Origin of the sequence: Fluviispira vulneris (genome assembly GCF_014281055.1) — a bacterium.
Lineage (GTDB): Bacteria > Bdellovibrionota_B > Oligoflexia > Silvanigrellales > Silvanigrellaceae > Silvanigrella > Silvanigrella vulneris.
Window position 1 is genome coordinate 434,491 of the sequence record NZ_JACRSE010000002.1, and the last position, 25,732, is coordinate 460,222.

The following is a 25,732-nucleotide window of genomic DNA, read 5'->3' on the forward strand; positions in this document are numbered from 1 at the left end:
CAATATAATTGTAGTTAAACTCAATGTCATAAACTGTGTGAGTTGTAAGCTTTGGAGGCAAAAAAATATGGGTGATCTGGCGTCTATTAGTGAATTTCCTGAGCAAGCTTCGTGGCTTGAAATCAGTCAAGCAGCTATTGTTCATAATATTGCCATTTATCGAAATTCTGTCGACTCCAACGTGTTATTGGGTTGTGTTTTGAAAGGAAATGCTTACGGACATGGGCTCATGCAATGTCTTGAAATAATGCATGGATATATTGATATTATCTTCGTTATCAATCCTATCGATGCGTTTAAAATTCGCAAATATGAAAAAGAAAATGATTTGACTCAAAAAAGGGTTGTGGTGCTTGGGGCAATAAGTGCAGACGAAGCAGTACGTTGCGCTCGAAAGGTCATTGAAGTTGTTATTGGAGATGAAAATTGGTTGCATAAACTTCATAATTTAAAGCGATCAGAAGAAGACGCAGGAAATGCCTATCGCCCCTTAAAAGCACATATCCATATCGATACAGGGCTTGGGCGTGAAGGTTTCACAGTCGATAATATTGCTGAAAAAATTGATTTTTTAACAAAATTTAAGGATCTTATTCATATCCAAGGGGTAATGTCGCATTTTTCAAATACCGAAGATGTGACGGAGCAATCTTATGCATATGAGCAATTGGCTGCTTTTGATAATGCTTTTGCACAAATAGAAAAAAAATTGGCATTGGCTTATCCTTTAGAACGGCACTTTGCTCAGAGCGCAGCTTCTTTAGTTTTACCAAATGCTCGCTATGAAATAATGCGTGTTGGTATAGCGTTGTATGGTCTCTGGCCCTCTATTGAAACGAAATTGTCAACTCGAGTGGTTTTACAGGATTTACCTAAGTTAAAACCAGCACTTACATGGAAGTGTTTGAGCCAAAGCATTAAACATATTCGTGAAGGATCCTATATTGGATATGGTTGTACGTTTAGAGCAGATCGAGATTTGCGTGTAGCGCTTTTTCCGCTTGGCTATTATGATGGTTATCCAAGACTTTTATCGAATAAAAGCTACGTGCTCATTAATGAGATGCGCTGTCGAGTATTAGGTCGAGTGATGATGAATCATATAATAGTTGACGTGACCGAAGCGACAAGCGATGAAACATCTGTGGTAGCGACACTGATTGGTTCGAATGGAAAAGAGTCTATTTCTGCAGAAAACTTAGCGGATTGGTCTCAAACTATCAATTATGAAATTGTGACGCGCATTGGATCTCATCTTAAGCGAGTGGTTGTGGATTAGTGAAAACAAGTTTTTTTAATTATGAATTGCCAGAAGAATTAATTGCTCAGGTTCCTTTAAAGAAAAGAGAAAACAGTCGTTTATTGGTTGCTCGTTCTTTAAATAAATCAATTGTTGATAGCGATTTTATTCAAATAGCTGATGAAATAAATAGAGTATTTAATTTAAAAAATAAAAACCTAAAAGCTTTGTTAATTGCCAATGACTCAAGAGTTTATCCGGCTCGTGTCAGAATTCGGAGAAAGACAGGAGCTAGAGGTGAGGTTTTTTTACTTGAAAGGGGAAATAAAGATTTCTATCGCTGTTTACTGAGACCGAAAAGTAAAATCAAACAGGGAGAAATTCTTTATGCTGATCAAGATGAACTTAAACCGTTATTTAAAGTTACGAGTTTATCTCCCCCCCATGTTGAAACAATCGATTCTTTGCCCTTAGATTATTTATTAGAACAATACGGAGAGATGCCTTTGCCTCCATATATACAACGGGGAAAAGTAGATAATAAAGATTTAAAAGAAATTGATAAAGAACGATATCAAACTGTATATTCTAATAAAATGGAAATAGGGAGTTCTGCAGCGCCAACTGCTGGATTGCATTTTACTCCAGAAATAATTCAAAAATGCACTGAAAATAATATTGAATTTGCATCAGTTACTTTACATGTTGGTTTGGGAACTTTTCAACCTGTACAAACAGAAAATGTGCATCAACACAACATGCATGAAGAACATTATATCGTTTCTAAAGATGTTGCTGAAAAAATTACTTTGTATTTAGAAAATGATTGGCCCATTATATTCGTAGGAACAACGGCATTAAGGGCTGTAGAAAGTTTTTATAGAGCAGTGTTTCCAGAATTTAATAGATATGAAATTAAACAAAAAGCTAAAGATAAAGAGTTAAATAAACATATATTGAATTTTGCTGATAAATGGCATGCGACACGTATTTTTATTCATCCTACGCATGAAAATGATATCGTTACTCCATGTGTTGGCAATGCAATAATAACGAATTTTCATCAACCTGAAAGCACGTTAGCTATGTTGATTTCGGCACTTATGGGTTTTAATTTCTGGAAAGAAATTTATTCTCATGCTATTTGTAAAAAATATCGTTTTTTTAGTTATGGAGACTCGAGTCTTCTTGTCTTTGGAGAAAATTTTTAAAAATGTTAGCAAATAGAAACTTAATTGAATTTTCGTTACTTAAATCAATTGAACTAGACAATTCGTTTAAATCAGGTGCATACGACACTGCAGATTTAAAAGCAGAAGACTTAGAAAATGAATTTTCTGTTGCTGTGGAAAAAGGTGCCGCTCTAGAAGAAGAAAAAAATCTTGTACAGAAAGTGGGTCCACGCATAACGAAGTTGAAATTTGGTGATATTGAACTTGAAACTCCAATTTTTATGCCTGTTGGGACTGTAGGCAGCGTAAAATCTCTTTCACCAGAGGATGTTTATTCCATAGGTTATAGGCTTATATTAGGTAATACTTATCATCTAAATTTAAGACCTGGAATGGAGCTCATGCGTGAATTTGGTGGATTGCATGAATTTATGCGTTGGCCAGGTGCAATTCTCACCGACAGTGGTGGTTTTCAGGTGATGAGTTTAGCCAAAATTCGTAAGCTCAATGAAGAAGGGGCTACATTTGCAAATCATATTAATGGAGCAAAAATTACCTTAACACCAGAAAATGTTGTTCATATTCAAGAAGATATTGACTCTGATATTCAAATGGTCTTAGACGAATGCACTTCCTATCCTGCAACACATGCAGAAGCCAAAGCGAGCATGGAGCGTTCTATGCGTTGGGCACAGAGGGCTCGAGCAGCACGAAAAAAGTTGAACAGAGCTCAATTTGGAATCGTGCAAGGAGGGATGTATGCAGATCTTAGAGTCAAAAGTATAAAAGAATTAAAGAAAAATGACTTTGAGGGTTATGCAATTGGTGGACTTTCCGTCGGTGAGTCTAAACGGGAAATGAGAAGACTCCTTTCGGCAACAATCCCATTTATGCCACATGATAAACCTCGTTACCTAATGGGTGTAGGAGCTCCAGACGATATTATTGATTCTATCATGCTTGGAATTGATATGTTTGACTGTGTTATGCCAACGCGAAATGCACGGAATGGAAGTGTGTTTGTTCGCTCCAAATCAGCTGCCAATGGGAAAATTCAAATTAAAAATGCAGCGCATAAATCGAGTAAGGAACCATTGGATTCGGAATGCGGCTGCTATACTTGCAAAAATTATTCTCGTGCTTATCTTCGTCATCTTTTTGTTGCTGAAGAGCTTTTAGTTTTTCGTCTCCTGTCGATCCATAATCTACAATTCCTTTATGATTTAACCGAAGAGATGAGAGAAGCGATCCGTCAAAGAAAAATATTCGCAGAACTTCCTCATATAAGAAAGAAGTATGCACCTGGGAGTGTTTAGGCATGGGAGAATTAAAACAGACATCGTATGATCATGTAAATAATGAAAAAGCTTTGTCTGTTCCAATTGGTGCACATGAAGCGCAAAATTTTATGAATGAGGTTATAAGAAATTCTTATTCACGGAAAAAAGATTCTATTCATAAAATAGAAATAAAAAAAAGGTGGTTTTGGCTAGGTTTTATAGGTGGAATTTTTATTTCTTGTTTAGGAATTTTTTTCGTTTTTACAACTGTTTATTTTATCCAATATTCAATTTTTGAAAAGCCAAATTTAATTTATAATAAAGCCATTTGCGAAATTAAATAAACAATGTTAAATTCCAATTTTCTTAGATAACTAATGAAGGGAAATTTTTATGAAAATTTATAAACGTTCGCTCAATATTGCTGTAAGTTGTGCGTCCGCTTTCTTATTTATTGCTAGCTGTACTTCTTCAAAATATGTAAAACCCGAAGTGATAGCTAATTCAACTAAAACTTTAAAAACACCTGATTGGGTTCTTAATCCTGAAATTGTATTGGAAGAGGGTGGTAATTTTATTTTTATCCATAAAATGTCTTTAAGTGGCACATCAAGACCTGATGCTTGTATTTCTATGGCTCGCACTCAAGCAGTGGGAGAAATGATGAAGTATATTAAAAACTCCGTTACATCTTCAGGGCAAGTTGAAGATTTAAATGCTTCTTCTGATCCTTCTATGTCCTCATTAACCGCATTTTTATCTCAAGGGAATATTTCAGGGGCAAAGGTAACAACGACTTATTGGGAACAAACCATGGAAGCAGATGATACCGGAGTCAGACCCGTAAAAAAATTAATGTGTGCAGTGCAAGTTTCTATTGATAAATCAACTCTTGAAAGACAAATGAGAGAAGCGATCAATGGAGCTCCTGGAGGAAATCCTGAGATTCGCCAAAAACTTTTAGATGCTCAAAAGAATTTTATTGATGGTGTAGGCAAGAAAGAATCAAATGATAAATCATCTAATTAAATATTATTATAATTAATTTTTATTTTATTTAAAAAGGTGTTTTATGTTATTAAAAAATATAATATTACTATTTTCATCAATATCTATTTCTACTCTCGCTTTAGCTCAAACGGATCCTTGTTCAACCCTTGCTGACATGCAATCAAAAAATAATGAATCCATTTTTGTTGGATTTGGTGCTGCAGGAACACAAAAGGAAGCGGATCAAAATGCACAAATTGATTTGGCAAGAAATATTAGACAAAAAGTAACCTCATCCTCAACTGTTAACGAAACAAATACAGACGCAACATTAAATTCTACTTCAAAGTCTGTTGTATCAGAAGTATTAATAGGTGCAAAGGTCATTAAGAGATGTCCTCATACTGATAGCTTTTCTTCAGTTGTGACATTGGATCGCAACATGTTTGTAACTTCATTAACAGAAAAAATTTCTACCAATTTAAAAAAAGCTGTTAATTTAAAGAAATCACTTGAAAATTCAAAATCTGAAGAAGTATCAGCTAAACTTATTGATGATGCGAAAAAATTCTTAAGTGATTATCAGGAAAATTCGGAAAGTGATTTAGAGCTCTGCAAAATTTATAAAGGTTGTAAAGATTTAAAAATCGATACAGCTTTTCACGATCTCGCTGAAATCGTTGCAAAAGATGGAGATAAAGATCAATATATTTTCTTTTCAAGTAATGATGATATTACAAACGGTTTGAGAGAAGAATTGATTTCGTTAATTGAAGCCGATAATATAAAAGTTATGGATGGAAATGTTATTGAAAAATCAAATGATCTTAAACCTCATGATGTAAAACGAAAAATCATTGGAAACTGTAAGGTAAAAGCAGGTACAAAAATACCTGGTTCTGAAGACCGTGTTGTTGAAACAAAATGTACAGTCGAAGCATATATAGGTAAGCAAAAGAAATTTAGAAAAGTATATAGCTGTAAAGCTGTAGGTGATAATGATTTTTCTAATGAAGATGCGGTAAACTCTTGTTCAGGCAGATTGCAATTAGAATGAACTATAGATTTATAATTCCTTTATAGCGCAAAAGCCGAATAGCATTTAAAGTTACAATTACTGTTGCGCCTGTATCCGCTAAGATCGCCATCCAGAGCTGTGTTCCACCTACAATGGTTAAAAATAAAAAAATAGCTTTTAAACCTATAGAAATTGAAATATTTTGCTTAATATTATTCATAGTCTTTCGAGACAGCTCAATAGTTTCAACAATGGATTTTATCCCGTTGCGGGCAATTATGATTTGCGCAGTATCTACGGCAACATCTGTTCCTTTACCCATAGCTATGCCAATATCGGCAGCTGCAATCGCAGGCGCATCGTTAATCCCGTCTCCTACCATGGCAATTTTTTCAGTTTTAGCAATTGATTGAATACGTAAAAGTTTGTCTTTGGGTAATAACTCTGCAAAGATTTCTGCGTCGAGCCCTGCGGCTATCGCATTTGCAGATATAGTATGATCCCCAGTAAGAATTATACTTTTTACCCCGATATTCTTTAATTTTGCGAGTGAAGATTTGGCATCGGCTTTAAGTTCGTCAGTTAGAGAGATGAATCCTATTGCATTTTTTTCTTGAATAATTGTAGTGACAGTTTTGCCTTCAGATTGACACTTTTCGATAAGTAAAATCTGGTCATAGGTTAATAAATTATTTTCTTTTGCATAGGCCGGAGAACAGATTAAAACTTCTTTGCCATCTACTAAAGCAGAAGCGCCAATTCCTGGTTGTGTTTTTCCATTCGCTCCTTCGACAATTTTAATATTTTTTTCCTGCGCATACGCTAAAATTGCTTTTGCCAGAGGATGAGTTGACTTTTCTTCAACTGCGGCAGCAAGTTGTAAAATGAAATTTTCATCATGCCTAAAATTGTGCACAGCATGAACTTTAAGATATCCATTTGTCAAAGTGCCAGTTTTATCGAAAGCGACAGTCGTTACTTTACCAATGAGCTCAAGAGCTCCCGCATTTTTTATTAATATTCCAAGTTTGCTTGCAGCTGTAATACCAGAAGCAATTGCTGAAGGAGTTGAAATAACCAAAGCACAGGGGCAACCAATTAAAAGAATAGTCAATCCACGGTAAATCCATTCAATCAATGGGTAAGAAAAAATAAGAGGTGGAAGAACAGCAACTAAAGTACCAATTAAGAGAATTAGAGGGGTATAAATTCTGCTGAATTTTTCTATGCTGCGCATACTGCGAGATTTTGAACCTTGAGCCTCTTCTACCATTTTAATCATGCGTAGTATTGTATTGTCACTACCTTGACGAGTGGCCTGAATTATTAAATACCCATCTGTACTGATTGATCCTGCTACCACATTATCTTTAACCGATTTGTTTATAGGGAGTGACTCTCCAGTTAATAAAGATTCATCGATAAAGCTTGTGCCAGAGTGAATAACACCGTCTATTGGGATTCTATTTCCGGGTTTAACTTCTATTAAATCCCCAGGAATTATTTCATGAATTTGTATATTTTTTTTCTCACCATTTTTATCTATACGCAAAGCATTTGCTGGTAATAAAGATGCTAGAGCTTGGATTCCTGAGCGCGCTCGGCGTGCTGTATAGCCTTCTAAAGTTTCACCAATCATAAATAGAATAATGACTGCGGCAGCTTCTTCTGCCGCTCCTATGGCGATTGCCCCTATTGCTGAAATTGTCATTAATGTTTCTACGCTAAAAAGATATCCAACTTTTGCCATAACATATGCTTTTCTAGCAACTGGTAAGAGTCCTAGAAGTGTTAAAATTATAAAAGCACCTAAGCCGAATTTTTCTGAGAAGGCTTCAATAAAGGATGAAATTAAAAATCCAATGGATAAAAAGAGAATAGGAAACCAAATATTTTTTTGGAGTAAACTAAAAAGAGAAAATAAAATTTTATTTTTGGGAGAAAATAGGGGGTGAGAATTATTATTATTATGAACATGTTCAAGTATATCTAATTCATTATTATGTTTTTTCTCATTATGGCAACAGGATTTGTTTTCATCTTGTTTTATTTCGAGTGGATCACTTTTAATTAATTGGAAACCTAGTGAATGGATGCCTTTTTCTAAAATCAGATTCGCATTTGATCCTTCACTTATATGTACAATTAATTGAGCATTCGTATAATTGACTTCTGTTTTTATAACACCTTTTATTTTATTACAAAAAAGTTCAATTTTATTTGCACAACCAGCACAATCCATGCCTTTAATTAAATAAGAGAAAATTTTAATATTGACCATTGCTTATTGTCCCATCGTTTATATTAAAGAAATATTTCATAACTTTGCTTTTGCGTATATTTCTTGTTAGGTTATTATAGGGTAGGGGGGTATATAATGTCAATGGTGAAGCAAAATCCAAAAGGACAAAAACATATAATTACTAATAAAAACAAACTATTAGGAAGAATAAGGAAAATTAAAGGGCAGCTCGAGGGAGTTGAAAAATCGTTGGGCGAAGACGCTGACTGTAAAAAAATTTTACATATTTTAGCATCTATAAGAGGAGCTTTGGGAGGGTTAATGGCAGAAGTCATGGAAAGTCATATCTTAGAACATATTGGTGAAGAGAAAAGAGAGCCTTCTGTTAATGAAATACTGATGGCACAAGAACTTGTCGATTCAATTAAAGTATTTATGAAATAAATAATAATATGAAAAGCAAGTTTTTTTAGAAAATTAACTGTAAATTTTATTTACACAGGAATTTTATTATGTTAAGTATAAATATCTTTTAATCAATTCTCTATATTGGAACACAAAATGAATTATACTGTCTATAATAATTTACCTGATATAAAAAATGCGTATTTTATTGCTCCAAATGCTGATATTATTGGCAATGTTAAAATTGGCCGGGCATCGAGTGTCTGGTTTGGGGCAGTGATTCGAGGTGATTCTGAAATGATTCTCATAGGCGAGGAGACAAACATCCAAGACCTCTGTGTTTTGCATGCAGATGGTGGAATCAATGTTAACATAGGTAATAGAGTCACCATAGGCCACAAATGTATGATCCATGGTTGCACCATAGGCGATAACTCTTTAATCGGCATAGGGGCAATCGTTTTAAACAATGCAAAAATTGGTAAAAATTGCATGGTAGGAGCCGGGAGCTTAGTTCTTGAAAATACGATTATTCCAGACAACTCGTTGGTTGTGGGTTCGCCTGCAAAAGTCAAGCGACTTTTAACGGAAGAGGAAATAAATAAAATTACTCAGAATGCCATAAATTATAAAAATAAAAGCTTACAATACAACAAAATGGAACAGCCCCGCTTAAATGTTGTGAATTAGATATTTTAATTTTATAATATCTCTAAAAGTTCTTTGATATTTTTTTTTCATTATTTAAATATTGCAATGATACTGATTTAAAATTTATATTTAATTCCTTAATTACATCAAATTTTCCTGCATTTAAAAAATCGATGATTTCATTTATAGTGACATATCCCTTTGGTTTTGTAGATAAGCTAAAACCTTGTCTAAAATGAATGAAATTTTCAAATGCTTCTAGATTGTGAGCTAGATGGTATTGAGGGAGGGTCTCTTTTGACTTTGATTTTAATATATCCACAAGTGTTGGAACATTTATCTGCAAATCTTTAGCAATATTTTTAATTATATTGTCAAATACTACTTTGCCAGTCACTGAACATTTAATTTCATCAATGGTTGAGTCAAGTAAAGATGATTCGGCTTCAAATTGACTTTTACAGTTAAGATTGAAAGTATTATCTATTTTTGTTGAAAAGTTATAAGTGATTGAGTTTTCTGATTCATATTTTTCTTCATTTAAACGGTATAAAAGTTTAATGTCAACAAGAGATTTTTCCTTGCTTTTTTTAAATATTTCTTTAAATAAATCAGAATTTTTCACTAAATGTTTTAAAGGAATAGGGATTTCTTCGAGATTTATATCAGCTTTTTTGAGATCAAAATTATTACGTAAGAAATTTATAGAAGTAGTAAAAATTGCATTTTTTTCTTCTTTTGAATCTTTATTGAGGTTCAATTTGGCGAATTCACTAATTTCATTCGCAATTCTCGAATCTAAATTTAAATAGTCAGGGATGTTTATGGCAAAATAGACTTTTGCTTTTTTATTAAAAATAATTTCTGTCTCAAAATCAATTGAACCATTATCATTATATGTAGAAATTGAATTTGCTTCGGCTGATTTTAAAAAATAATTTACCAGTTCTGAATATCTTTTATGAATTTTTAAGTTGAATTTTTTTTCTAATTCCTGCAATGTTTTTTTAGATTTGACTCCAAAATACTCTTCTCTTGTTGAGAAGAATTTCGAATTTATTTTTTTTATATCAATTAAATTATAATTTTTTGCAGTATAATTGATTTCGAAGTTGTTTTCTTTTGTAACTGAGTTGACCTCAATTTGATTAGAATGCATATCTTTTGGATAAGTTTTATTATTTTCATGTATCAAATTTAAAAGTTGTGCTCGTTCTGTAATAATTGTTGTTGTCTCATTTTCGCCAAAATGTTTTGTATTCTGCACTTCTACCCAGTGTTTAAATTCAACGGTTTGTGGATAAAAAATTCCGTCTTTTTTCTCTATATTTGTTGCAATAATATTTTCAATTGTAACAAATCTATTTGCAGACTTATCTTTCAATTTAACATCAATAAGCTCAATGCGTTTTGGTAAATCTGAATTGAGGGTTGCTGGGAAGGAAAAAATTTTCCCTGTTAATTTTTTTTGGGTAAGGGAAAAGTCATTGTAATGATATATAATTTCTCTTATTTCGTATTCTGCATTCAGCGATTCTATGCAATTATTTGTGTCATATAATATTTCAGAAATATCATTTTTAAAAAGATTCTCTATTAAATAATTTTCGGGTTGTGATTTTATATTCTTTTCACTTTCGGGTAATTGAATTTCGGCATTCTGTGCAGTTGTGCATGTAATGCTACAAAAACTGATAGCACTTATGACAGTTATACTAATAAGTGATTTGACTTTCGAAAATTTCATTTCAGTTCCAATCAATTAAGAATTTTAGATTTCAAAAATAACATTTTTAATATATAATAAATTTAATAAAAGTAAATACTTTATATAATATTTTGTTTATTTATTGTATTTTAGTTAATTAAAATTTTGCTAGATAAACAATCAAATTATGCTTAAAAGAATTTGTAGGTATACAATTTTTAATTAATATCAGAAATCTTTTAGTGCTTTTAGCGCAGGAAATAAATGCTGAATTTCAGAAATTTTTAAATTCCCAAAAACTACTCCGTTTAATGGTTCACTTGATTCAATAACAGGAATATTGAGCTTAAATTGAAGATACTCACTTAAGCCATCAATTAATGTTCCACCTCCAGAAAGAAGAATTCCTGTATGGTAGAGATCTCCAACAAGCTCGGGTGGAGAATTTTCAAGTGTTTCTTCAACTAAATTTAATATTTGATTTGCAAATATTAAAAGAATTTTTGCAATTTCTAAATAATCGAATTCTAGAGTAGATGGAAGTTTTGTTCTTAAAGAGAATCCAGGAATTTTTGTTTTGTGTGATTTTTGTAAGTTTTGTAAGCTAGTTTGTTGTTTAAGAAGTTCTGCAGTATTTTTTGATATGAGAAAGTCGTAATGATTTCTAAAATACTGAATAATTTCTTGACTACAACTTTCACCCCCTTTGCGAACGGATTTAAAATTGACGGTTTCACCCATAGAAATAAGTACCGACTCTGTTATTCCACATCCAACATCAACAACCAATTTTCCTTCGGGATTCCAAACATCAAGTCCAGCTCCGACAGCAGCTGCAAGAGGCTCTTCGACAAGTAATATTTCTCCACTTCCAACAGCTCTGGCCACCTCAAAAAAGGCGCTTTTTTCAATCTTTGTCGAGTCACTTGGGACGGATATTATAATTCCTCTTCGCTGAATAAAAGTGTCTTTAATAAAGCTTTTTCCACCTCTAAGTAACTCTTTTATAAGAGTTTGCGCTAAAGATATATCGTGAACCATACCATCCGCTAAGGGGGTTTTCACTTCAATAAAAGAGGGTGCTTTACCTTGCATATGCAATGCCTGTTTCCCAACAGCAATTTGTTTTTCCCCATTCCTTGTATCATATGCAATTATACTTGGCTCATTAATTAAAATTCCTAAGCCTTTTTTATATATGAGCGTATTAGCTGTCCCAAGATCAATAAATGTGTCATATATTATTTTCTTGGAGATAAAAAAATTGAACATTTTAGATTTCCCAGTTCTTTTAACTTAAGATAACTCATATTATAGCAAAGAATACAAATTGTATTTTCAAAAGTTGATCATATGACATTATTCCAAAAACTCAATCGTTTTCGGAATAATTATCTTGAGGGGGTGTTTCTGGTAATTTTAAAAAATAATTTAAAAAGTTCTAGATAATAAAAATTAAATTAATTATCAATGCAATATTAGGGAACGAAATCGCTCCACAAGGTTACATCAAGAAAGTCTGAAAATGCATTCAATGAAGTTGCATTTAAAGAGAATTTGATATTTTTATGAGGAATAAAAACTCCTGCCTTAAAATAAGATTCAAAAGTTCTTTGGGCAAAAACTTTGGAAAATATTGGAGGTTGTATAGCAATAGTTCTTAAAAATGCAGCTGAATGTGTTGTAATTGTTTTTTGAATCAATTCATCACGTGTAAAAGAACCTTTTTCTTTTACAAGTTCAATTGCTGTTGCTAACTGGATTCCATATAATTCTATTTCTGGTTTAACGATTCGAGATAAAAATTCTAATGAATTTAAAATAGAATTTTCTTTCGAAAGAATGATTAAATCATTTTCAATTTTTATAAACTGCAATTGAATAAAAATATTTAAGCAAGATTGAGTTATTAACTGGCTTGAAGTTTTACTATCCCAATAAAGATCATCTTGCCAAATTCGGCGTATTGACGACATTTTTCCTTCAAGTTGGTCGACATGGTATTGATTTTTTTCGCTAAGAAGAATAGCTGCAATAATACCAAACGGAGCAAGAATATGAAAGATAGTGCCTCTATACCACCATAAATTCATTTCCTTTTCATCATTTCTTGTGAATTCAAATTCATTATTGTTATTCTTTATTTTTTTCATCAACGACCAGCGTTCACCTGCATTAAATATTTGATTAGCTAAGTTGATAATCGAGTTTGAATCATTATCAGAAAGTATAATTTCGGTGGTCGAACTTAACGCACTCTCTGAGTCATTATTTTGATAATGGCTCATTAGATATGAAAGAGAATTATCTGCATTTGAACTGGTTGATATCTTCCAATTCAATGGTTTAGCCAATGAATTAATCAAATAATGTAGTAATATCACTTGAAATTGAAGACTTTTGTATTGAATACATTTTTCTTGTGATGTGAGAAGGCATGCTGCTAAAAGAGAAGTATCAGAAGCCGTCGCTGCTCCATTTATTTTTTGATTCACTCTTTTTGATAAATATTTCACAAAACCTTGAACTTGTGGATCTCTTGCGTCAAAGTTTTCAGGTAAATATGTTAAGTTATCAGGCAATGCTTTTCCAGGATCAACATGAAATTCTGAATTGGATTCTTTTTTTATTTTCTCAATATATTCTTTCCAAATATCACCGATGCGCAAAGGATCTCCAAAAGAAACATCGACACTGCCATAATTGGTAAATATTTTTCTGACACCATTTAAAAATTGTAATGCATTTTCTTTTTGTTTTTTTGCACCCTTCAATTCCTTCGCATATGTATCGTCTTCCATCACCTTATCATAACCAAAATAAACAGGAACAATATAAGTATTTTCTGCTTTACGCGTAAGTATACTTTGAACACAAATACTTAGCATACCAACCTTAGGTTGAAGTAATTTTCCTATTCGACTTCTTCCTCCTTCATGGAAAAACTCAACTGGAAAACTATTTTGCAAAAGAAAATTTACATATTCTGTAAAAGTATGAGCATAAATGCGGTTGCCTGCAAAACTTCTTCTGATAAAAAAGGCTCCTCCCTTTCTTAGAATAGAACCAATTGGCCAAAAATTTAGATTTATTCCAGCTGCAATATGAGGAATAACAAAACCTTTTTTAAATAAAACGTAAGAGAGAAGGAGATAATCAAAATGGCTTCTATGACTTGGCATCCATAGAATTTGTCCATCTTTTGCAACTCGTTCAATATGCTCAAAATTACGAACACGAACACCTTCAAATATTTTAGTCCAAATAAAGTCAAAGACTTTCTCGAGCGCACGAATTGTCACGTAATTATAATTTGCACCAATTTCGCGAATGTATCGAACGATTTGTTGTTCTGTTTTTAATGGATTATCTGAAGATTGAATGAAATTTTTTGTAGATTGGCTGTTTAGAATCCATTGACTGATTTTTTCATTATCATACAAAGCTGGGCCAAATGCTGCAGCCCTTTCTTTTGCAAATTCGATATTAAAAAGTCGCCGCATTTTTCGTGCATTTTCATACTCTATTTCAATATTTTCATTGTTATCTTGGGTGGTTATGGCAGTTGTTGTTTCAGTTTTATTTGTTTCAAAATTTTGCAGTTCTATGAGAGGGGAATGAAATATTTTTCCGAAAGAAATATTGACTTCACCACGATGCAGCGCAAGCATAAATAATTTTTGTAGACCATTCCCTGTACCATCATCAGGAAATAATGAACGTAAGAAAAAACTTTTTTCATGTCTCTCTGGTGCTCGACTCCAAAAAATACTAACAGGAATAAATATTAATTTTTCACTTTTAGCACGTGGATCATTGCGAATAAGTCGAACAAAATCACTTAAAAAATTATCTCTGGAGGAGTTGGAAAATATAAGTGAACTTGTTTTAATCGCCATGAGTGCGGATGAGCGAAAACGTTTTGGTTTTGCTTCTAATGTCACTTTTTTTAGTGCAAATTCATTGAGAGCTTTATTCAATACAAGCGTATCTATGATAGACATTCTTGGAAGGACATAAACTACAGATTTGTTATTCAGGGTTTCTTGTATACTCTCTTTTGAAATCGATTTTGGGTAAATGCGTATTCGCATAAATGAAGCGAGCGGTGAAATGAGCCAAGCCCAGCGTCTAAAATGAATGCCTAACATGGAATACATATAAATTCATCTCCAATAAACTAACCTAATGCCCTCTTGATAAGCTCATTGAGAGCATCAATTTGGGAAGAATCGTTGCCGAGAACGATATTGTCAATAAGGCGAGTCTTGGATCCATCTATTTCAATAAATTGGGCTATCGCTAGGACGCATTCTGCGTTAAGGCTATCTTCATATTTTTGAGTTATATCAGAGATCAGGCGGAATTCTAGGTACTGAGGGATGAGATTTTCTTTTTTTAATTCTGCAAGGCACAATTCGTCTAGTTTATTGACAGATCGTTCGCCAGCAAGAAAAGCTTTTGCAACGAGAGCCAGAGCTTTTGGGATAGCAACTGCTTTTCTTCGTCCTTCTGGACTTAAATAGCGATTGCGACTGCTTAAAGCGAGGCCATCTTTTTCCCTTACAGTAGGGCACGATAGAATTTGGGTACGAAAGAGTAAATCGGTGGCCATTTTTCTTACGACTTGGACCTGTTGAAAATCTTTTTGGCCTAAATAGAGTTTATTTGCTTGAGTTAAATTAATTAATAAAGCAAGTACTGTAGAAACACCATCAAAATGTCCAGGTCTAAATGCTCCACATAGGACTTCAGTCAATCCGGTTACTTTAACCTCGGTTTTAAAATTGAGTGGATACATTTCCTCTACCGTCGGAGCAAAAAGTAATGTTGCATTGCATTTATCGCAAAGTTCTGAATCACTTTGAAACGTTCTTGGGTAGTTCGCCAAATCTTCATGAATAGAGAATTGTTTTGGATTAACGAATATTGAAACGATAGTACAATCATTTTCATTCACAGATTGGCGGATAAGACTTGCGTGTCCCTCGTGAAGTGCTCCCATTGTTGGGACAAAACCAATCGTTTTTCTTTTTTCTTTTTGTTCATCAACATATTGCATGAGCTCTTTTTTGCGCGTGATAATAATGAGTGGCATAAAAAACTACCCTCCTAGATAAGCTCTTTGAACATCATCATCAAATAAGAGGGATTGAGCATCACCTTTTTTAATTACCGAGCCAAGCTCTAAAACATATGCTCTGTGAGAAATTTTCAAAGCCAAACGGGCATTTTGTTCTGCGAGTAGAATAGTCATTCCTTCACGATTGAGTTCTGAAATAATTTTAAATATTTGTTGAACAATAAGTGGGGCAATCCCTAAGCTAGGTTCATCTAAAAGCAGTAATTTAGGTTTAGCCATCAATGCGCGGGCTATGGCTAACATTTGCTGTTCACCACCTGAGAGGAGAATGGATTTTTGGGCCATGCGCTCTCCTAATCGGGGAAACCAAGCGACCATTCTGTCAATATCGTTCTGAACTTCTTGAGATGATTTTTTTGTACAAAAAGCTCCCATCAAAAGATTTTCTTTAACTGTCATATCTGGAAAAACCATACGGCCTTCAGGAGATTGACTCACTCCAAGTTTTACAATTTCATGTGACTCTAAGTTTGAAATGTTATTTTTATTAAAAAATATTTTACCACTCTTCGATTTAACAAGGCCGGATAATGTTCTTAAAAAAGTTGTTTTTCCTGCTCCATTACTTCCAACTAAGGAAACAATTTCATTTTGAAAAATTTCAAAATTAATATTTTTTAATGCTTGAATAGCTCCGTAATTAACAGATAAATTCTCAACGAGCAACATTTAATGTATCCTTAATAATAAAATCATCTTCAACATCTGAACCAAGATATGCTTCAATCACTTCATGGTTTGTTTGAATAACATCAGGGGTTCCCTCAGCTATGACGCTGCCATAGTTTAGAACGGTTATATTTTCGCATAAATTCATAACGAATTTCATGTCATGTTCTATAAGTAAAACAGATATTTTTTGTTCAGATATTTTTTGCACAAGTTCTTGTAACGCAATTTTTTCTGTTGGATTCATGCCTGCTGCAGGTTCATCTAGTAAAAGCAAATGTGGGTCAGTCATCAGAGCTCTTGCAATTTCTAATTTTCTTTGCATTCCGTAAGGAAGAGAAACTGCAGGAAAGTCTTTAAATTTTTCGAGTCCACAAAACTGAAGGAGTTTATTTGCTTTATTTAATATTTCTTTTTCTTGCTTCATCGCTTTAGGTAACAAAAATAAAGATGAAAAAAATGTTCCTTCTCTTTTAATGCAAGCTCCGGCAATTACGTTTTCTATGACGTTCATATTTGCAAATAAACGTATATTTTGGAAAGTGCGAGCAACCTTCTGATGAGCTATAACATGAGTAGGTGTTCCAACAAGTTCCTTGTTATTTACTTTTACCGAACCAGAAAATGGTTTATAAACTCCGGTAATAATATTAAAAACTGTTGTTTTACCTGCACCATTTGGCCCAATAACTCCTGATATGCCACCTTCTCGAACATTTATATAGAAATCATTTAATGCGACAAGTCCGCCAAATTTTACTGTTACGTTTGAAATAGAAAGGATATTATTAGTCATTTGTCTTTCTCATTTTGTTTATTCTCTCAAATAAAGAAGCAACACCTTTTGGATTAAGGAGCATTATAAAAACAACAAGAACAGAAAATATAAGTGTTCTATTCGATAAAATAGAGTCAATTATTGGGATGAGCGAAGGTAACAAAAATCCTTTATCAGACATAATCAATAAATATGGATTAATCAGTTGAGGAATGAAGCGCAATACTTCTGGAATTATAACTATAATAAACGCTCCAAAAATACTTCCAAATACACTATACATTCCGCCAATGACAACTGCTAGTACGAGAACGACACTATTGTAAAATCCTGCTTCATCAGGGCTGATAAATTGGAGAGTATGTGCATAGAATACACCTGCTAAACCTGCAAGAGAGCTACCTAATAGAAAAGAAATTAATTTTGTTTTGTAAATATTAATACCTAGGCTTCTAGCAGATATCTCATCATCACGGGTTGCTCTGACTGCATAGCCTAAATTAGTTTTATAAAACCTTATTATAAATAAAAAGATTAAGACCATAATAGAAAAAATAAGGAGTGGAGAACCTAATTTAGGTATGTCTTTAAAACCTCTCGTTCCACCAACAAAATCTAGGTTTTTAAAAAAAGTAGCTACAATTTCACCGACTCCTAAGGTTGCCATCGCTAAATAATCACCCCGTAACTTTAAGCAGGGTATAGCCACTATTAATCCAGTAAGTGCTGCAGCAATCATGCCAACAAGGCATGCGCATATTAATAAAAGAGACGTATCATTTATTCCTAATAAAGGAGCTAGGAATACGGTGAACATTGCAGATGTGTATCCACCGACCGTGTAAAATGCGGCATGACCAAGGGAAAGTAAACCTGTTCCACCTAAAATCAATTGTAAACTCATTGCTTGAATAGCAAGAATAGAAAACATAATAAAAGGCAATTGACTATAATTTAAAAAATCTATCATAGATATTAAACTTTAACTAGCTGTGTTCGCCCTAATATCCCTTGTGGTCTTATTAGAAGAACGAGAATTAAAATGACGAAAGCAAAGCCATCTTTATAAGTAGAGAGCCCATAGCTCACTAGCATGCTTTCAGAAATACCAAGAACAAGTCCGCCTAAAACAGCGCCTCGAATTTCTCCAATACCTCCTAAAACAGCAGCAGCAAACGCTTTCAAACCCGCATTGACACCCATGAGAGGAAAGATTTGATTTGTTGCCATTCCTTGAATTGTTCCTGCTACAACAGCAAGAATAGCACCTATAAAAAAAGTTAAACTAACAGTACGATTAAATGGCACACCGCATAAGCGAGAGGCATCGGCATGCATTGCTAAAGCACGGATTCCAGTTCCCGCTTTTGTTTTAAATAAAAATAATTCTAGTAAAAATGCCAGTAATAAAGTCAAAGAAAAAATTCCAATGTCTCGAATTCGAACAAAAAGTTCTCCAAAAGTTAAAATATTTCCGGGGATATTTATCGGAAAACTGAGTGAGTTCGGAGAAAATAAAACTTGGATAATGTTTTGTAAAAATAAACTTATAGCCACAGCAGTGATGAGAGGAGCTAAGCGACTGTGCTTCCGCAACGGCTTATATGCAACTCTTTCAATGACAACAGCAATAGTGCCAACGCTTAAAAGAGAAAATAAAATTGCAACCCAGAGAGGTGCTCCGAGGGTGAGAAAAAGCATGACAAAATAAGCGCCAAGCATAAATAACTCACCATGCGCAAAGTTAACAAATTGGAGAACGCCAAAAACCATTGAATAGCCAATTGCGATAAGTGCGTAAAGACTTCCAATTGCGATACCATCGATGATTGCTTGTGTAAAATCTAGCATGTTACTTCTGTTACCTTAAAAAAGTCAGTTTTAGTGAGATGACTATTGTGGATTTATGCTTGCTTTAAATTTATATCCATTTTGAATATATTCAAGTATAACTGCCGGTTTTATCGGATTATGGTTTTTATCCATAGTAATGGTTCCTGTTATACCTTTAAAGTTTTTTAATTTAGCTAATGCAGTATTGATTTCTTCAGAAGTTATAGCTTCTGATTTTTTAGATTTGGCTGCTTTGATTTCAGTAATTACACTATGAATAATTTTATAAGAATCATAGCCTAATGCTGCATGTGCACTTGGCATTGCTTTGTATTCAGCTTGATAAGCATCGACAAAGGCTTTGACGTGTGGATTAACATTATTTTCTGAATCTTTACTTTCCGGTGAATAAAAATGAGTCGAAATAATTCCACCATTAACAGCCTCTTTGGCTATTGATCTTAGGTCTGGTGTGTACCATCCATCACCACCAAGTTTTTTAGATTTTATACCAAGATCTTCTGCTTCCCGTAAGATGACTCCAACCTGTTGATGAAATCCGGGAATATAAAGAATATCAGGTTTTGATCTGCGCACATCACCGAGTTGCGATGTAAAGCTTGTGTCTTTTTGTGAATACTTTAAAACTTTTAAAATTTTTCCACCTTCGTTTTCAAAAGTAGCTTTAAAATTATTGCTTAGTCCTTTGCTGTAATCAGAATCTGAGTCTTCAAGGATAATAGCATTTTTTGCATTTAAATGTTCTTTAGCATATTTTGCCATAACGACACCTTGGAAACTGTCGATAAAACAAGTTCTATAAATATATTTTTTTCCTAAAGTGACAGTGTCATTTGTCGCAGCAGGAGAGAGCATTGGAATTTTAGCTTTTTCAGAAATGGAAGCTGCGGCAATTGCGTTGGAGCTAATTACTTCTGCAATTACGACATTTACTCGGTCTGAAGTGATTAATTTATTCATTCCTTTAGCAGCTTCTACAGGGGTACTTTGAGTGTCTTCTACAACTATTTTTAAATCGATATCTGAAGAAGAGAGTTCCTGCCGAGCGAGATCAATTCCATTTTTTGCTTCTTTACCATAAAAAGCCTGGGAACCCGTTAAAGGTAACAGAACTCCTACTTTTGCATCGATAGCCAAAGCGTGAGTGTTTGTCGCAAAAGCTATAAAAGATGTAAAAGCGCAAGTTATAATTTTGGTACATTTTAATTTCATTTAACGATTCTCCTCTAAATTTTGCTTTTTATAAAAGCTTTTATTAAGTGCGATATTAAAAATAATAATTAATAAAAATAGAATTAAAAAAATTAATTCATTTGAATATAATATTTTTAAATTCTCCTTATTAATTATCAATTATACACAAAATACCACGACTTAATACACCAACTCCATATGGTATAGCTAAAATAAGTATCACTCATTTTGTTAAAGAGCAAATAAGCACAATACAAATAAATACAAATTCAAGCACCTTCCATAACCAAAAAATTCCCCATTTTGATTTAAAAATAATCAAAAAGTGAAATTCAAAATTAATTATTTTTGTAAAACGGAGAATTAATTTTCAGCAATTTATTCATTCACTTTTTTGTTGAGGAAGAATTGAAGTGACAAATTTGAAACCATTTGGAACAAATTGTAGAATAACGGCAGGCTTAATTGCATTATTATTTTTGTCCATTGTAATATTTCCTGTGACTCCAGAAAAATCTTTAATATTGCTAAGTGCATTTCTTATTTTCTCAGAAGCTTTTGTTTTTTCAGTTTCAGTGATTTTTGCGTTTTCAATTGCTGTATATAGGATTTTTAATGTGTCATATCCTAAAGCAGAAAAGGCGCTCGGCTGAGCTTCGTATTTTTCGGAATAGACTTTAATGAATTTTTGTAGGGATGGATTTTCTTTATTATCTGGAGAGTAGTGGGTTGAGAAATAGGAGCCGTCTTCGTGCCCTTCGGCAATTTTACGTAACTCAGGAGTGTTCCAACCATCTGTTCCAACCAGGGTCGATTTTATTTGTAAATCCTTAGCTTCACGTATAATAACTCCAACTTGTTGATGGTATGCGGGTATAAAAAGAATATCGGGTTTCCTTTTTCGTACATCCCCTAATTGCGCTGTAAAAGTTGTATCCTTTTGAGAGAATTTTAAAGTTTTTAGAATTTTACCGCCATCTTTCTCAAATGTTGCTTTAAAGTTTTCCGCCAAACCTCTGCTATAGTCAGAATCAGAATCTTCAAGGATAATTGCTGTTTTAGCTTTTAAGTTTTTTAAACTGAAATTAGCCATGACAACGCCTTGGAAACTATCTTTAAAGCAAGTTCTAAAAATATATTTTTTATTATCTGTAATGGTATCATTTGTTGCGCTTGGAGTTATGATTGGAATTTTTTCTTTTTCTGCGATTGAGCCGGCGGCAATTGTGTTAGAACTTGTCATGTCACCAACGACCGCTATAACTTTATCTGAAGTGATAAGTTTATGCATAGCTTTTGCTGATTCGGATGGAGAACTAGCAGAGTCTTCTATAAAGACTTTAAGGGAAGGTTCAGATTTTTGCAGTTCTTCTAAAGCAATTTTAATCCCTTTTTCTGCTTCTTTGCCATAAAACGCTTGAGTTCCTGTTAACGGCAGTATGATCCCAATACGGGCTTCAACAGACATTGCATTTAGTGAAAATGCAAAACTTGAAGTTAATGCACATCCTGCCAAAAAAAAGTTTCGTTTGCTAAAAGATTTCATACTTCGTTCTCCTCATGAAAATTTCGTTCGTATGTCCACAGGTACTAAAAATTGGGTTTCTTCCTGAAACGCAAATATTTTGGACAAGAATCGATTTCTCATTTGTACGAGATAAATACTTACGAATTCTTGTCAAAATACATCAAACAGAAATGAGTAAGTATCATCTTTATATATATAATGCAATTAGTAAAAATAGGAAAAATTTATTTATGTACTTGTAACAATAAAAATACTGGCTTGTCAGTTAAGAAAGAAGCACTAACAATTATAGTTTAGTTTTTTGCTTTTGGATAGGATCTACGCTCGTAATATATTTGTACCCATCTTTCACATATTCGAGTACAACTGCAGGCTTAAGGGCATTGTGATTTTGATCAATGGTTATAGTACCTGTAACACCGGCAAAATTTTTTATTTCACTCATTGCAGTTCGTATCTTTTCAGGATTATCAGAGTTGGATTTTTTAATTGCACTTAATACAATATTAATTGAATCATATGCTAGAGCTGCATATGCACTTGGAGAGGATTTATACTTTTTTTGATATGCTATTATAAAGTTTTTAAGGACGACATTTTCTGAATCTGTGGAATAATGATTTGATATATAAGCTCCATTTTCTGCGCCTTTAGCAATTGCTCTTAATTCGGGCGTGTCCCAACCGTCACCACCAAGTATTTTTGCCGATATTTGCAGATCTTTAGCTTCGCGGAGAATCACTCCAACCTGTTGGTGAAATCCAGGAATAAATAAGACTTCTGGTTTTAAACGGCGAACCTCCGCAAGCTGAGCTGTAAAACTGGTATCTTTTTGAGAATAATATAAGACTTTAATTATCTTGCCACCATTTTTTTCAAAGTCATTGCGAAAACTTTGGCTCAATCCTTTACTGTAATCGGAATCTGCATCTTCTATGACAATAGCTTTTTTTGCTTTCAGATTGTGAAGGGCAAAATTGGACATCACATAGCCTTGAAAACTATCTATAAAGCATGCGCGGAAAATATATTTTTTCCCAAAAGTGATGGAATCATTAGTTGAGCTAGGAGATATAATTGGAATTTTTTCTTTTTCTGCAATCGATGCAGCTGCAATTGTATTGGAGCTCGTCATTTCACCTATGACAACGCGAACTTTATCTGAGACAATCAATTTATTTATTGCTTTCGCAGATTCTGAAGGAGTGCTTTGTGTGTCTTCGTAAATAATGATTAATTTCACATCGGATTTTGGCATTTGCTCTAGAGCCAGTTCAATACCTTTTTTAGCATCTTGGCCATAAGCTGCTAAAGTGTTTGTCAGTGATAGGAGCGCTCCTACTTTCACTTCTAATGCATGCACCTTTGCAAAAAAAGTAAGACAGAATAGTGCCAGAATAGAGTAGTATACTTTTTCTTTAACACTGGATTGAAAAGTCATTTTGACCCCTTATTTTTTTATTTTCAATTTGAATTGTCTCAATTTTTTTTTATGAACTCAAGTTCGATCTAAAAGGTTTTTTTGTTGAAGAGCATTTGGTTTCATATTAGTTTTGCACTGTTTTAGATTAGGCTCGTTGTAAAAAAGGGTAAAAAGGTAAAATAAAATATGAAAATTGCCATAGCTCAAATCAGAGTGCTCTCGGAAAATTGCAAACAAAATTTTGAAACGATGAAAAGCTACATAGAGCAAGCATTGAGGCAAAATGCAAATCTTATCGTTTTCCCAGAAATGTCTTTGCCAGGATATTTTAATGGAGACATTTGGGAACAAAATTCTTTTCTGAGAGAGTGTGAATTTTATAACAATAAAATATCTGAACTGTCCAAAGATGTTGATATTATATTTGGATCGGTGGGGATCGATTGGAAAAGAAAAAATGAAGACGGGCGAGTGAGAAAATACAATGCTGTTTTTCATGCACAGAATGGTCAATTTCAAATAAATAAGAAATCAAACTATCCATTTTGGATAAAAGCCCTAATGCCAAATTATAAAGAGTTTGATGATTCACGGTACTTTTTTGATCTTCGAAAACTTGCGTTTGAAAGAAAATGTAAAGTTATTGACCTCTACGAACCCTTAATCTTAAAATTTGAAAAAAAGAAAATTAAAGTTGGTGTTACTGTTTGTGAAGATGGCTGGAGTCAAGACTATGATGTCTCTCCATTTAAAATATATTCTAGTCGGTATAAGCATGATTTTTTTGTTAATTTAAGTTGCTCTCCTTTTACTAGAGGAAAACAAGAAAAAAGAGAAAATATATTTTCAAAAGAGTGTATAAAAAATAAAATACAAATATTTTATGTTAATTGCGTCGGTATTCAAAATATAGGAAAAACAGTTTTTGGTTTTGATGGTTCTTCATCATTTTATAATTCGGTAGGGGACGTGATTAATTTATGCGGATTTTTTACTGAAGAACTAAAAGTAATAGACCTTGACTTAGCAACAAACGAAGTAAAAAATAATGAAAAAATAAAATGTTTAAAAGCATTATCAATTGTGGAAGAAACACAAAAGTCCTTAGAATATATAATTCAGAAGTGTCTTGAGGAATGGAAAATTAATAGAGTCGTCATTGGAGCAAGCGGGGGAATAGACTCAGCTCTAAGTGCAGTGATATTTTCAAGAATATTAGGAGCCCAAAACGTTTATTTAGTTAATATGCCATCTAAATTTAATTCGCAATTAACTATCAATGCTGCAAAAAAACTCGCAGAAAATCTTGGTTGTCCCTATGCAAGTGTGGGAATAGAGGACTCTGTAAACTTAAGTGCAGAGCAATTAGAAAATCTCAAGTTTATAAATGCAACAGCGCAACCACAAATGACAAAATTAGTGTTTGAAAATATTCAAGCTCGGGATAGGGGCGGACGTATTTTAGCTGCATTGGCTCAATCTTTGGGGGCTGTGTTTTCATGTAATGCAAATAAGACTGAGCTATCGGTTGGGTATTCAACTTTATATGGTGATCAAGCTGGTTTTTTGTGTCCTTTAGCTGATTTATGGAAACACGATGTTTATAGTTTAGCCTATTTTTATAATGAAACGATTTACAAAATGCAGGTTATTCCAAGAGAAACTCTTGATGTCGTTCCAAGTGCTGAACTGAGTGCTGAGCAGAATGTTTTAGAGAATAAAGGAGATCCATTAATTTACAATTATCACGATTTTCTTTTTCGTTCTTGGGTCGAACATTGGGAGAGAAAAACGCCTGAAGATTGTTTAAATGCATATGTTGATGGTACTTTGGAAAAAATGATCGGTTGCGAAAAAGGATTGGTTCGAAAACTATTTCCTACTGTCCAAGAATTTACTAGAGATTTAGAGCGCTGGTGGTATAATTTTGTCGAATCTGGAGTGATTAAACGTATGCAAGCTCCACCTGTAATTGCCATTTCACCAAGGGCTTATGGTTTCGATCTGAGAGAACATATTCGTAAAGTTGTTTTTACTCATACATATATGAATTTAAAAAAGAAACTTTTGAACTGATGAATTGACTTTTTTACTCTTAAATAAAATTTTATTATCAATTATTGATTCTAATTCAAAAATATATTAAAAAATTAAACCTAAAAAATGTAATCAAAGGTTGCGTATAATTCCAGAAATAAGGATAGATTTATCTTCTATCTATAGTGGTTTCAAAGGAATTTAAAACTACTAAAATTCTTTAAAAATTATATTTTATAATAATTATAGATGCTTGTCTGGAAATGTTCCGTAAAAATAAAAAAAAATTACAAAATAATTAATGGGTTAAATTTTAGAGAATTTTTTAAATGGTTTTCATTTCCACTGAAAAGGTGGATTCCTTTAAAACTGTATAGTAACAGATTCAAAGAAGGTGGAG

21 protein-coding genes are annotated in these 25,732 nt (G+C 33.2%); 9 read left to right on the forward strand and 12 right to left on the reverse strand.

What is annotated here, in order from left to right:
- Positions 1-67: 67 nt before the first annotated feature.
- From alr to H7355_RS05750, 6 genes are read left to right on the forward strand one after another with little or no spacing between them, the layout of a single operon-like run.
- Complete coding sequence (alr, locus tag H7355_RS05725) at positions 68-1,279, forward strand: alanine racemase (RefSeq protein ID WP_186645761.1); 1,212 nt, start codon at positions 68-70, stop codon at positions 1,277-1,279.
- Positions 1,279-2,451 (forward strand): tRNA preQ1(34) S-adenosylmethionine ribosyltransferase-isomerase QueA, encoded by a 1,173-nt coding sequence (gene queA, locus H7355_RS05730; RefSeq protein WP_186645762.1) that lies wholly within the window; start codon positions 1,279-1,281, stop codon positions 2,449-2,451. Before alr ends, queA begins: the two co-directional genes overlap by 1 nt.
- A gap of 2 nt (positions 2,452-2,453) precedes the next feature.
- The gene (gene tgt, locus H7355_RS05735; RefSeq protein WP_186645763.1) at positions 2,454-3,728 is read left to right on the forward strand and encodes a tRNA guanosine(34) transglycosylase Tgt; all 1,275 of its coding nucleotides are present in this window, start codon (positions 2,454-2,456) and stop codon (positions 3,726-3,728) included.
- A 2-nt stretch (positions 3,729-3,730) separates the two neighbouring features.
- Positions 3,731-4,036: a hypothetical protein gene (locus tag H7355_RS05740; RefSeq protein WP_186645764.1), complete on the forward strand. Its 306-nt coding sequence runs from the start codon at positions 3,731-3,733 to the stop codon at positions 4,034-4,036.
- A 49-nt stretch (positions 4,037-4,085) separates the two neighbouring features.
- Positions 4,086-4,721 carry a hypothetical protein gene (locus H7355_RS05745; RefSeq protein ID WP_186645765.1) on the forward strand — a complete coding sequence of 212 codons (636 nt, stop codon included), beginning with the start codon at positions 4,086-4,088 and terminating at the stop codon, positions 4,719-4,721.
- A gap of 43 nt (positions 4,722-4,764) precedes the next feature.
- Positions 4,765-5,739: an LPP20 family lipoprotein gene (locus tag H7355_RS05750; protein ID WP_186645766.1), complete on the forward strand. Its 975-nt coding sequence runs from the start codon at positions 4,765-4,767 to the stop codon at positions 5,737-5,739.
- A gap of 1 nt (position 5,740) precedes the next feature.
- On the opposite strand, the gene H7355_RS05755 is transcribed toward H7355_RS05750, so the two are convergent.
- Positions 5,741-7,981, reverse strand: a complete 2,241-nt coding sequence (locus H7355_RS05755; protein WP_186645767.1) for a heavy metal translocating P-type ATPase — start codon at positions 7,979-7,981, stop codon at positions 5,741-5,743.
- A 96-nt stretch (positions 7,982-8,077) separates the two neighbouring features.
- On the opposite strand from H7355_RS05755, the gene H7355_RS05760 reads away from it, so the two are divergent.
- Together H7355_RS05760 and H7355_RS05765 are read left to right on the forward strand one after the other, a co-directional pair.
- Positions 8,078-8,386, forward strand: coding sequence for a metal/formaldehyde-sensitive transcriptional repressor (locus H7355_RS05760; RefSeq protein WP_186645768.1), 309 nt, complete (start codon positions 8,078-8,080; stop codon positions 8,384-8,386).
- Positions 8,387-8,503: 117 nt separating this feature from the next.
- On the forward strand, positions 8,504-9,037 hold the full coding sequence (locus H7355_RS05765; RefSeq protein WP_186645769.1) for a gamma carbonic anhydrase family protein: 534 nt from the start codon (positions 8,504-8,506) through the stop codon (positions 9,035-9,037).
- Positions 9,038-9,059: 22 nt separating this feature from the next.
- Here the strand turns inward: H7355_RS05765 and H7355_RS05770 are convergent, their stop codons facing one another.
- The 11 genes from H7355_RS05770 to H7355_RS05820 form a co-directional block, all read right to left on the reverse strand.
- Positions 9,060-10,745 carry a hypothetical protein gene (locus tag H7355_RS05770; protein ID WP_186645770.1) on the reverse strand — a complete coding sequence of 562 codons (1,686 nt, stop codon included), beginning with the start codon at positions 10,743-10,745 and terminating at the stop codon, positions 9,060-9,062.
- A 189-nt stretch (positions 10,746-10,934) separates the two neighbouring features.
- On the reverse strand, positions 10,935-11,978 hold the full coding sequence (locus H7355_RS05775; RefSeq protein ID WP_186645771.1) for a rod shape-determining protein: 1,044 nt from the start codon (positions 11,976-11,978) through the stop codon (positions 10,935-10,937).
- 206 nt (positions 11,979-12,184) lie between these two features.
- Positions 12,185-14,866 (reverse strand): 1-acyl-sn-glycerol-3-phosphate acyltransferase, encoded by a 2,682-nt coding sequence (locus H7355_RS05780; RefSeq protein WP_186645772.1) that lies wholly within the window; start codon positions 14,864-14,866, stop codon positions 12,185-12,187.
- Positions 14,867-14,886: 20 nt separating this feature from the next.
- On the reverse strand, positions 14,887-15,804 hold the full coding sequence (gene panC / locus H7355_RS05785; protein WP_186645773.1) for a pantoate--beta-alanine ligase: 918 nt from the start codon (positions 15,802-15,804) through the stop codon (positions 14,887-14,889).
- A 6-nt stretch (positions 15,805-15,810) separates the two neighbouring features.
- The gene (locus H7355_RS05790) at positions 15,811-16,518 is read right to left on the reverse strand and encodes an ABC transporter ATP-binding protein (RefSeq protein WP_186645774.1); all 708 of its coding nucleotides are present in this window, start codon (positions 16,516-16,518) and stop codon (positions 15,811-15,813) included.
- Positions 16,505-17,314, reverse strand: a complete 810-nt coding sequence (locus tag H7355_RS05795) for an ABC transporter ATP-binding protein (RefSeq protein ID WP_186645775.1) — start codon at positions 17,312-17,314, stop codon at positions 16,505-16,507. The genes H7355_RS05790 and H7355_RS05795 overlap by 14 nt, the downstream gene beginning before the upstream one ends.
- Complete coding sequence (locus H7355_RS05800; protein WP_186645776.1) at positions 17,307-18,266, reverse strand: branched-chain amino acid ABC transporter permease; 960 nt, start codon at positions 18,264-18,266, stop codon at positions 17,307-17,309. Before H7355_RS05800 ends, H7355_RS05795 begins: the two co-directional genes overlap by 8 nt.
- Positions 18,267-18,271: 5 nt before the next feature.
- On the reverse strand, positions 18,272-19,147 hold the full coding sequence (locus H7355_RS05805; protein ID WP_186645777.1) for a branched-chain amino acid ABC transporter permease: 876 nt from the start codon (positions 19,145-19,147) through the stop codon (positions 18,272-18,274).
- Positions 19,148-19,189: 42 nt separating this feature from the next.
- A complete protein-coding gene (locus tag H7355_RS05810; RefSeq protein ID WP_186645778.1) occupies positions 19,190-20,362 on the reverse strand; it encodes an ABC transporter substrate-binding protein in 1,173 nt (390 codons plus the stop codon).
- A gap of 364 nt (positions 20,363-20,726) precedes the next feature.
- The gene (locus tag H7355_RS05815) at positions 20,727-21,890 is read right to left on the reverse strand and encodes an ABC transporter substrate-binding protein (protein ID WP_186645779.1); all 1,164 of its coding nucleotides are present in this window, start codon (positions 21,888-21,890) and stop codon (positions 20,727-20,729) included.
- Between the two features lie 268 nt (positions 21,891-22,158).
- A complete protein-coding gene (locus H7355_RS05820; RefSeq protein ID WP_186645780.1) occupies positions 22,159-23,313 on the reverse strand; it encodes an ABC transporter substrate-binding protein in 1,155 nt (384 codons plus the stop codon).
- A gap of 168 nt (positions 23,314-23,481) precedes the next feature.
- On the opposite strand from H7355_RS05820, the gene nadE reads away from it, so the two are divergent.
- Entirely contained in the window at positions 23,482-25,371 is a 1,890-nt protein-coding gene (gene nadE / locus H7355_RS05825; RefSeq protein ID WP_186645781.1) for an NAD(+) synthase, read from the forward strand.
- Positions 25,372-25,732: the final 361 nt, after the last annotated feature.

Bases quoted from the DNA above. Each gene is read 5' to 3' on its own strand.
- alr (WP_186645761.1), top strand. From the start codon at position 68: ATGGGTGATCTGGCGTCTATTAGTGAATTTCCTGAGCAAGCTTCGTGG.
- tgt (WP_186645763.1), top strand. From the start codon at position 2,454: ATGTTAGCAAATAGAAACTTAATTGAATTTTCGTTACTTAAATCAATT.
- H7355_RS05740 (WP_186645764.1), top strand. From the start codon at position 3,731: ATGGGAGAATTAAAACAGACATCGTATGATCATGTAAATAATGAAAAA.
- H7355_RS05745 (WP_186645765.1), top strand. From the start codon at position 4,086: ATGAAAATTTATAAACGTTCGCTCAATATTGCTGTAAGTTGTGCGTCC.
- H7355_RS05750 (WP_186645766.1), top strand. From the start codon at position 4,765: ATGTTATTAAAAAATATAATATTACTATTTTCATCAATATCTATTTCT.
- H7355_RS05755 (WP_186645767.1), bottom strand. From the start codon at position 7,981: ATGGTCAATATTAAAATTTTCTCTTATTTAATTAAAGGCATGGATTGT.
- H7355_RS05760 (WP_186645768.1), top strand. From the start codon at position 8,078: ATGTCAATGGTGAAGCAAAATCCAAAAGGACAAAAACATATAATTACT.
- H7355_RS05765 (WP_186645769.1), top strand. From the start codon at position 8,504: ATGAATTATACTGTCTATAATAATTTACCTGATATAAAAAATGCGTAT.
- H7355_RS05770 (WP_186645770.1), bottom strand. From the start codon at position 10,745: ATGAAATTTTCGAAAGTCAAATCACTTATTAGTATAACTGTCATAAGT.
- H7355_RS05775 (WP_186645771.1), bottom strand. From the start codon at position 11,978: ATGTTCAATTTTTTTATCTCCAAGAAAATAATATATGACACATTTATT.
- H7355_RS05780 (WP_186645772.1), bottom strand. From the start codon at position 14,866: ATGTATTCCATGTTAGGCATTCATTTTAGACGCTGGGCTTGGCTCATT.
- panC (WP_186645773.1), bottom strand. From the start codon at position 15,804: ATGCCACTCATTATTATCACGCGCAAAAAAGAGCTCATGCAATATGTT.
- H7355_RS05790 (WP_186645774.1), bottom strand. From the start codon at position 16,518: ATGTTGCTCGTTGAGAATTTATCTGTTAATTACGGAGCTATTCAAGCA.
- H7355_RS05795 (WP_186645775.1), bottom strand. From the start codon at position 17,314: ATGACTAATAATATCCTTTCTATTTCAAACGTAACAGTAAAATTTGGC.
- H7355_RS05800 (WP_186645776.1), bottom strand. From the start codon at position 18,266: ATGATAGATTTTTTAAATTATAGTCAATTGCCTTTTATTATGTTTTCT.
- H7355_RS05805 (WP_186645777.1), bottom strand. From the start codon at position 19,147: ATGCTAGATTTTACACAAGCAATCATCGATGGTATCGCAATTGGAAGT.
- H7355_RS05810 (WP_186645778.1), bottom strand. From the start codon at position 20,362: ATGAAATTAAAATGTACCAAAATTATAACTTGCGCTTTTACATCTTTT.
- H7355_RS05815 (WP_186645779.1), bottom strand. From the start codon at position 21,890: ATGAAATCTTTTAGCAAACGAAACTTTTTTTTGGCAGGATGTGCATTA.
- H7355_RS05820 (WP_186645780.1), bottom strand. From the start codon at position 23,313: ATGACTTTTCAATCCAGTGTTAAAGAAAAAGTATACTACTCTATTCTG.
- nadE (WP_186645781.1), top strand. From the start codon at position 23,482: ATGAAAATTGCCATAGCTCAAATCAGAGTGCTCTCGGAAAATTGCAAA.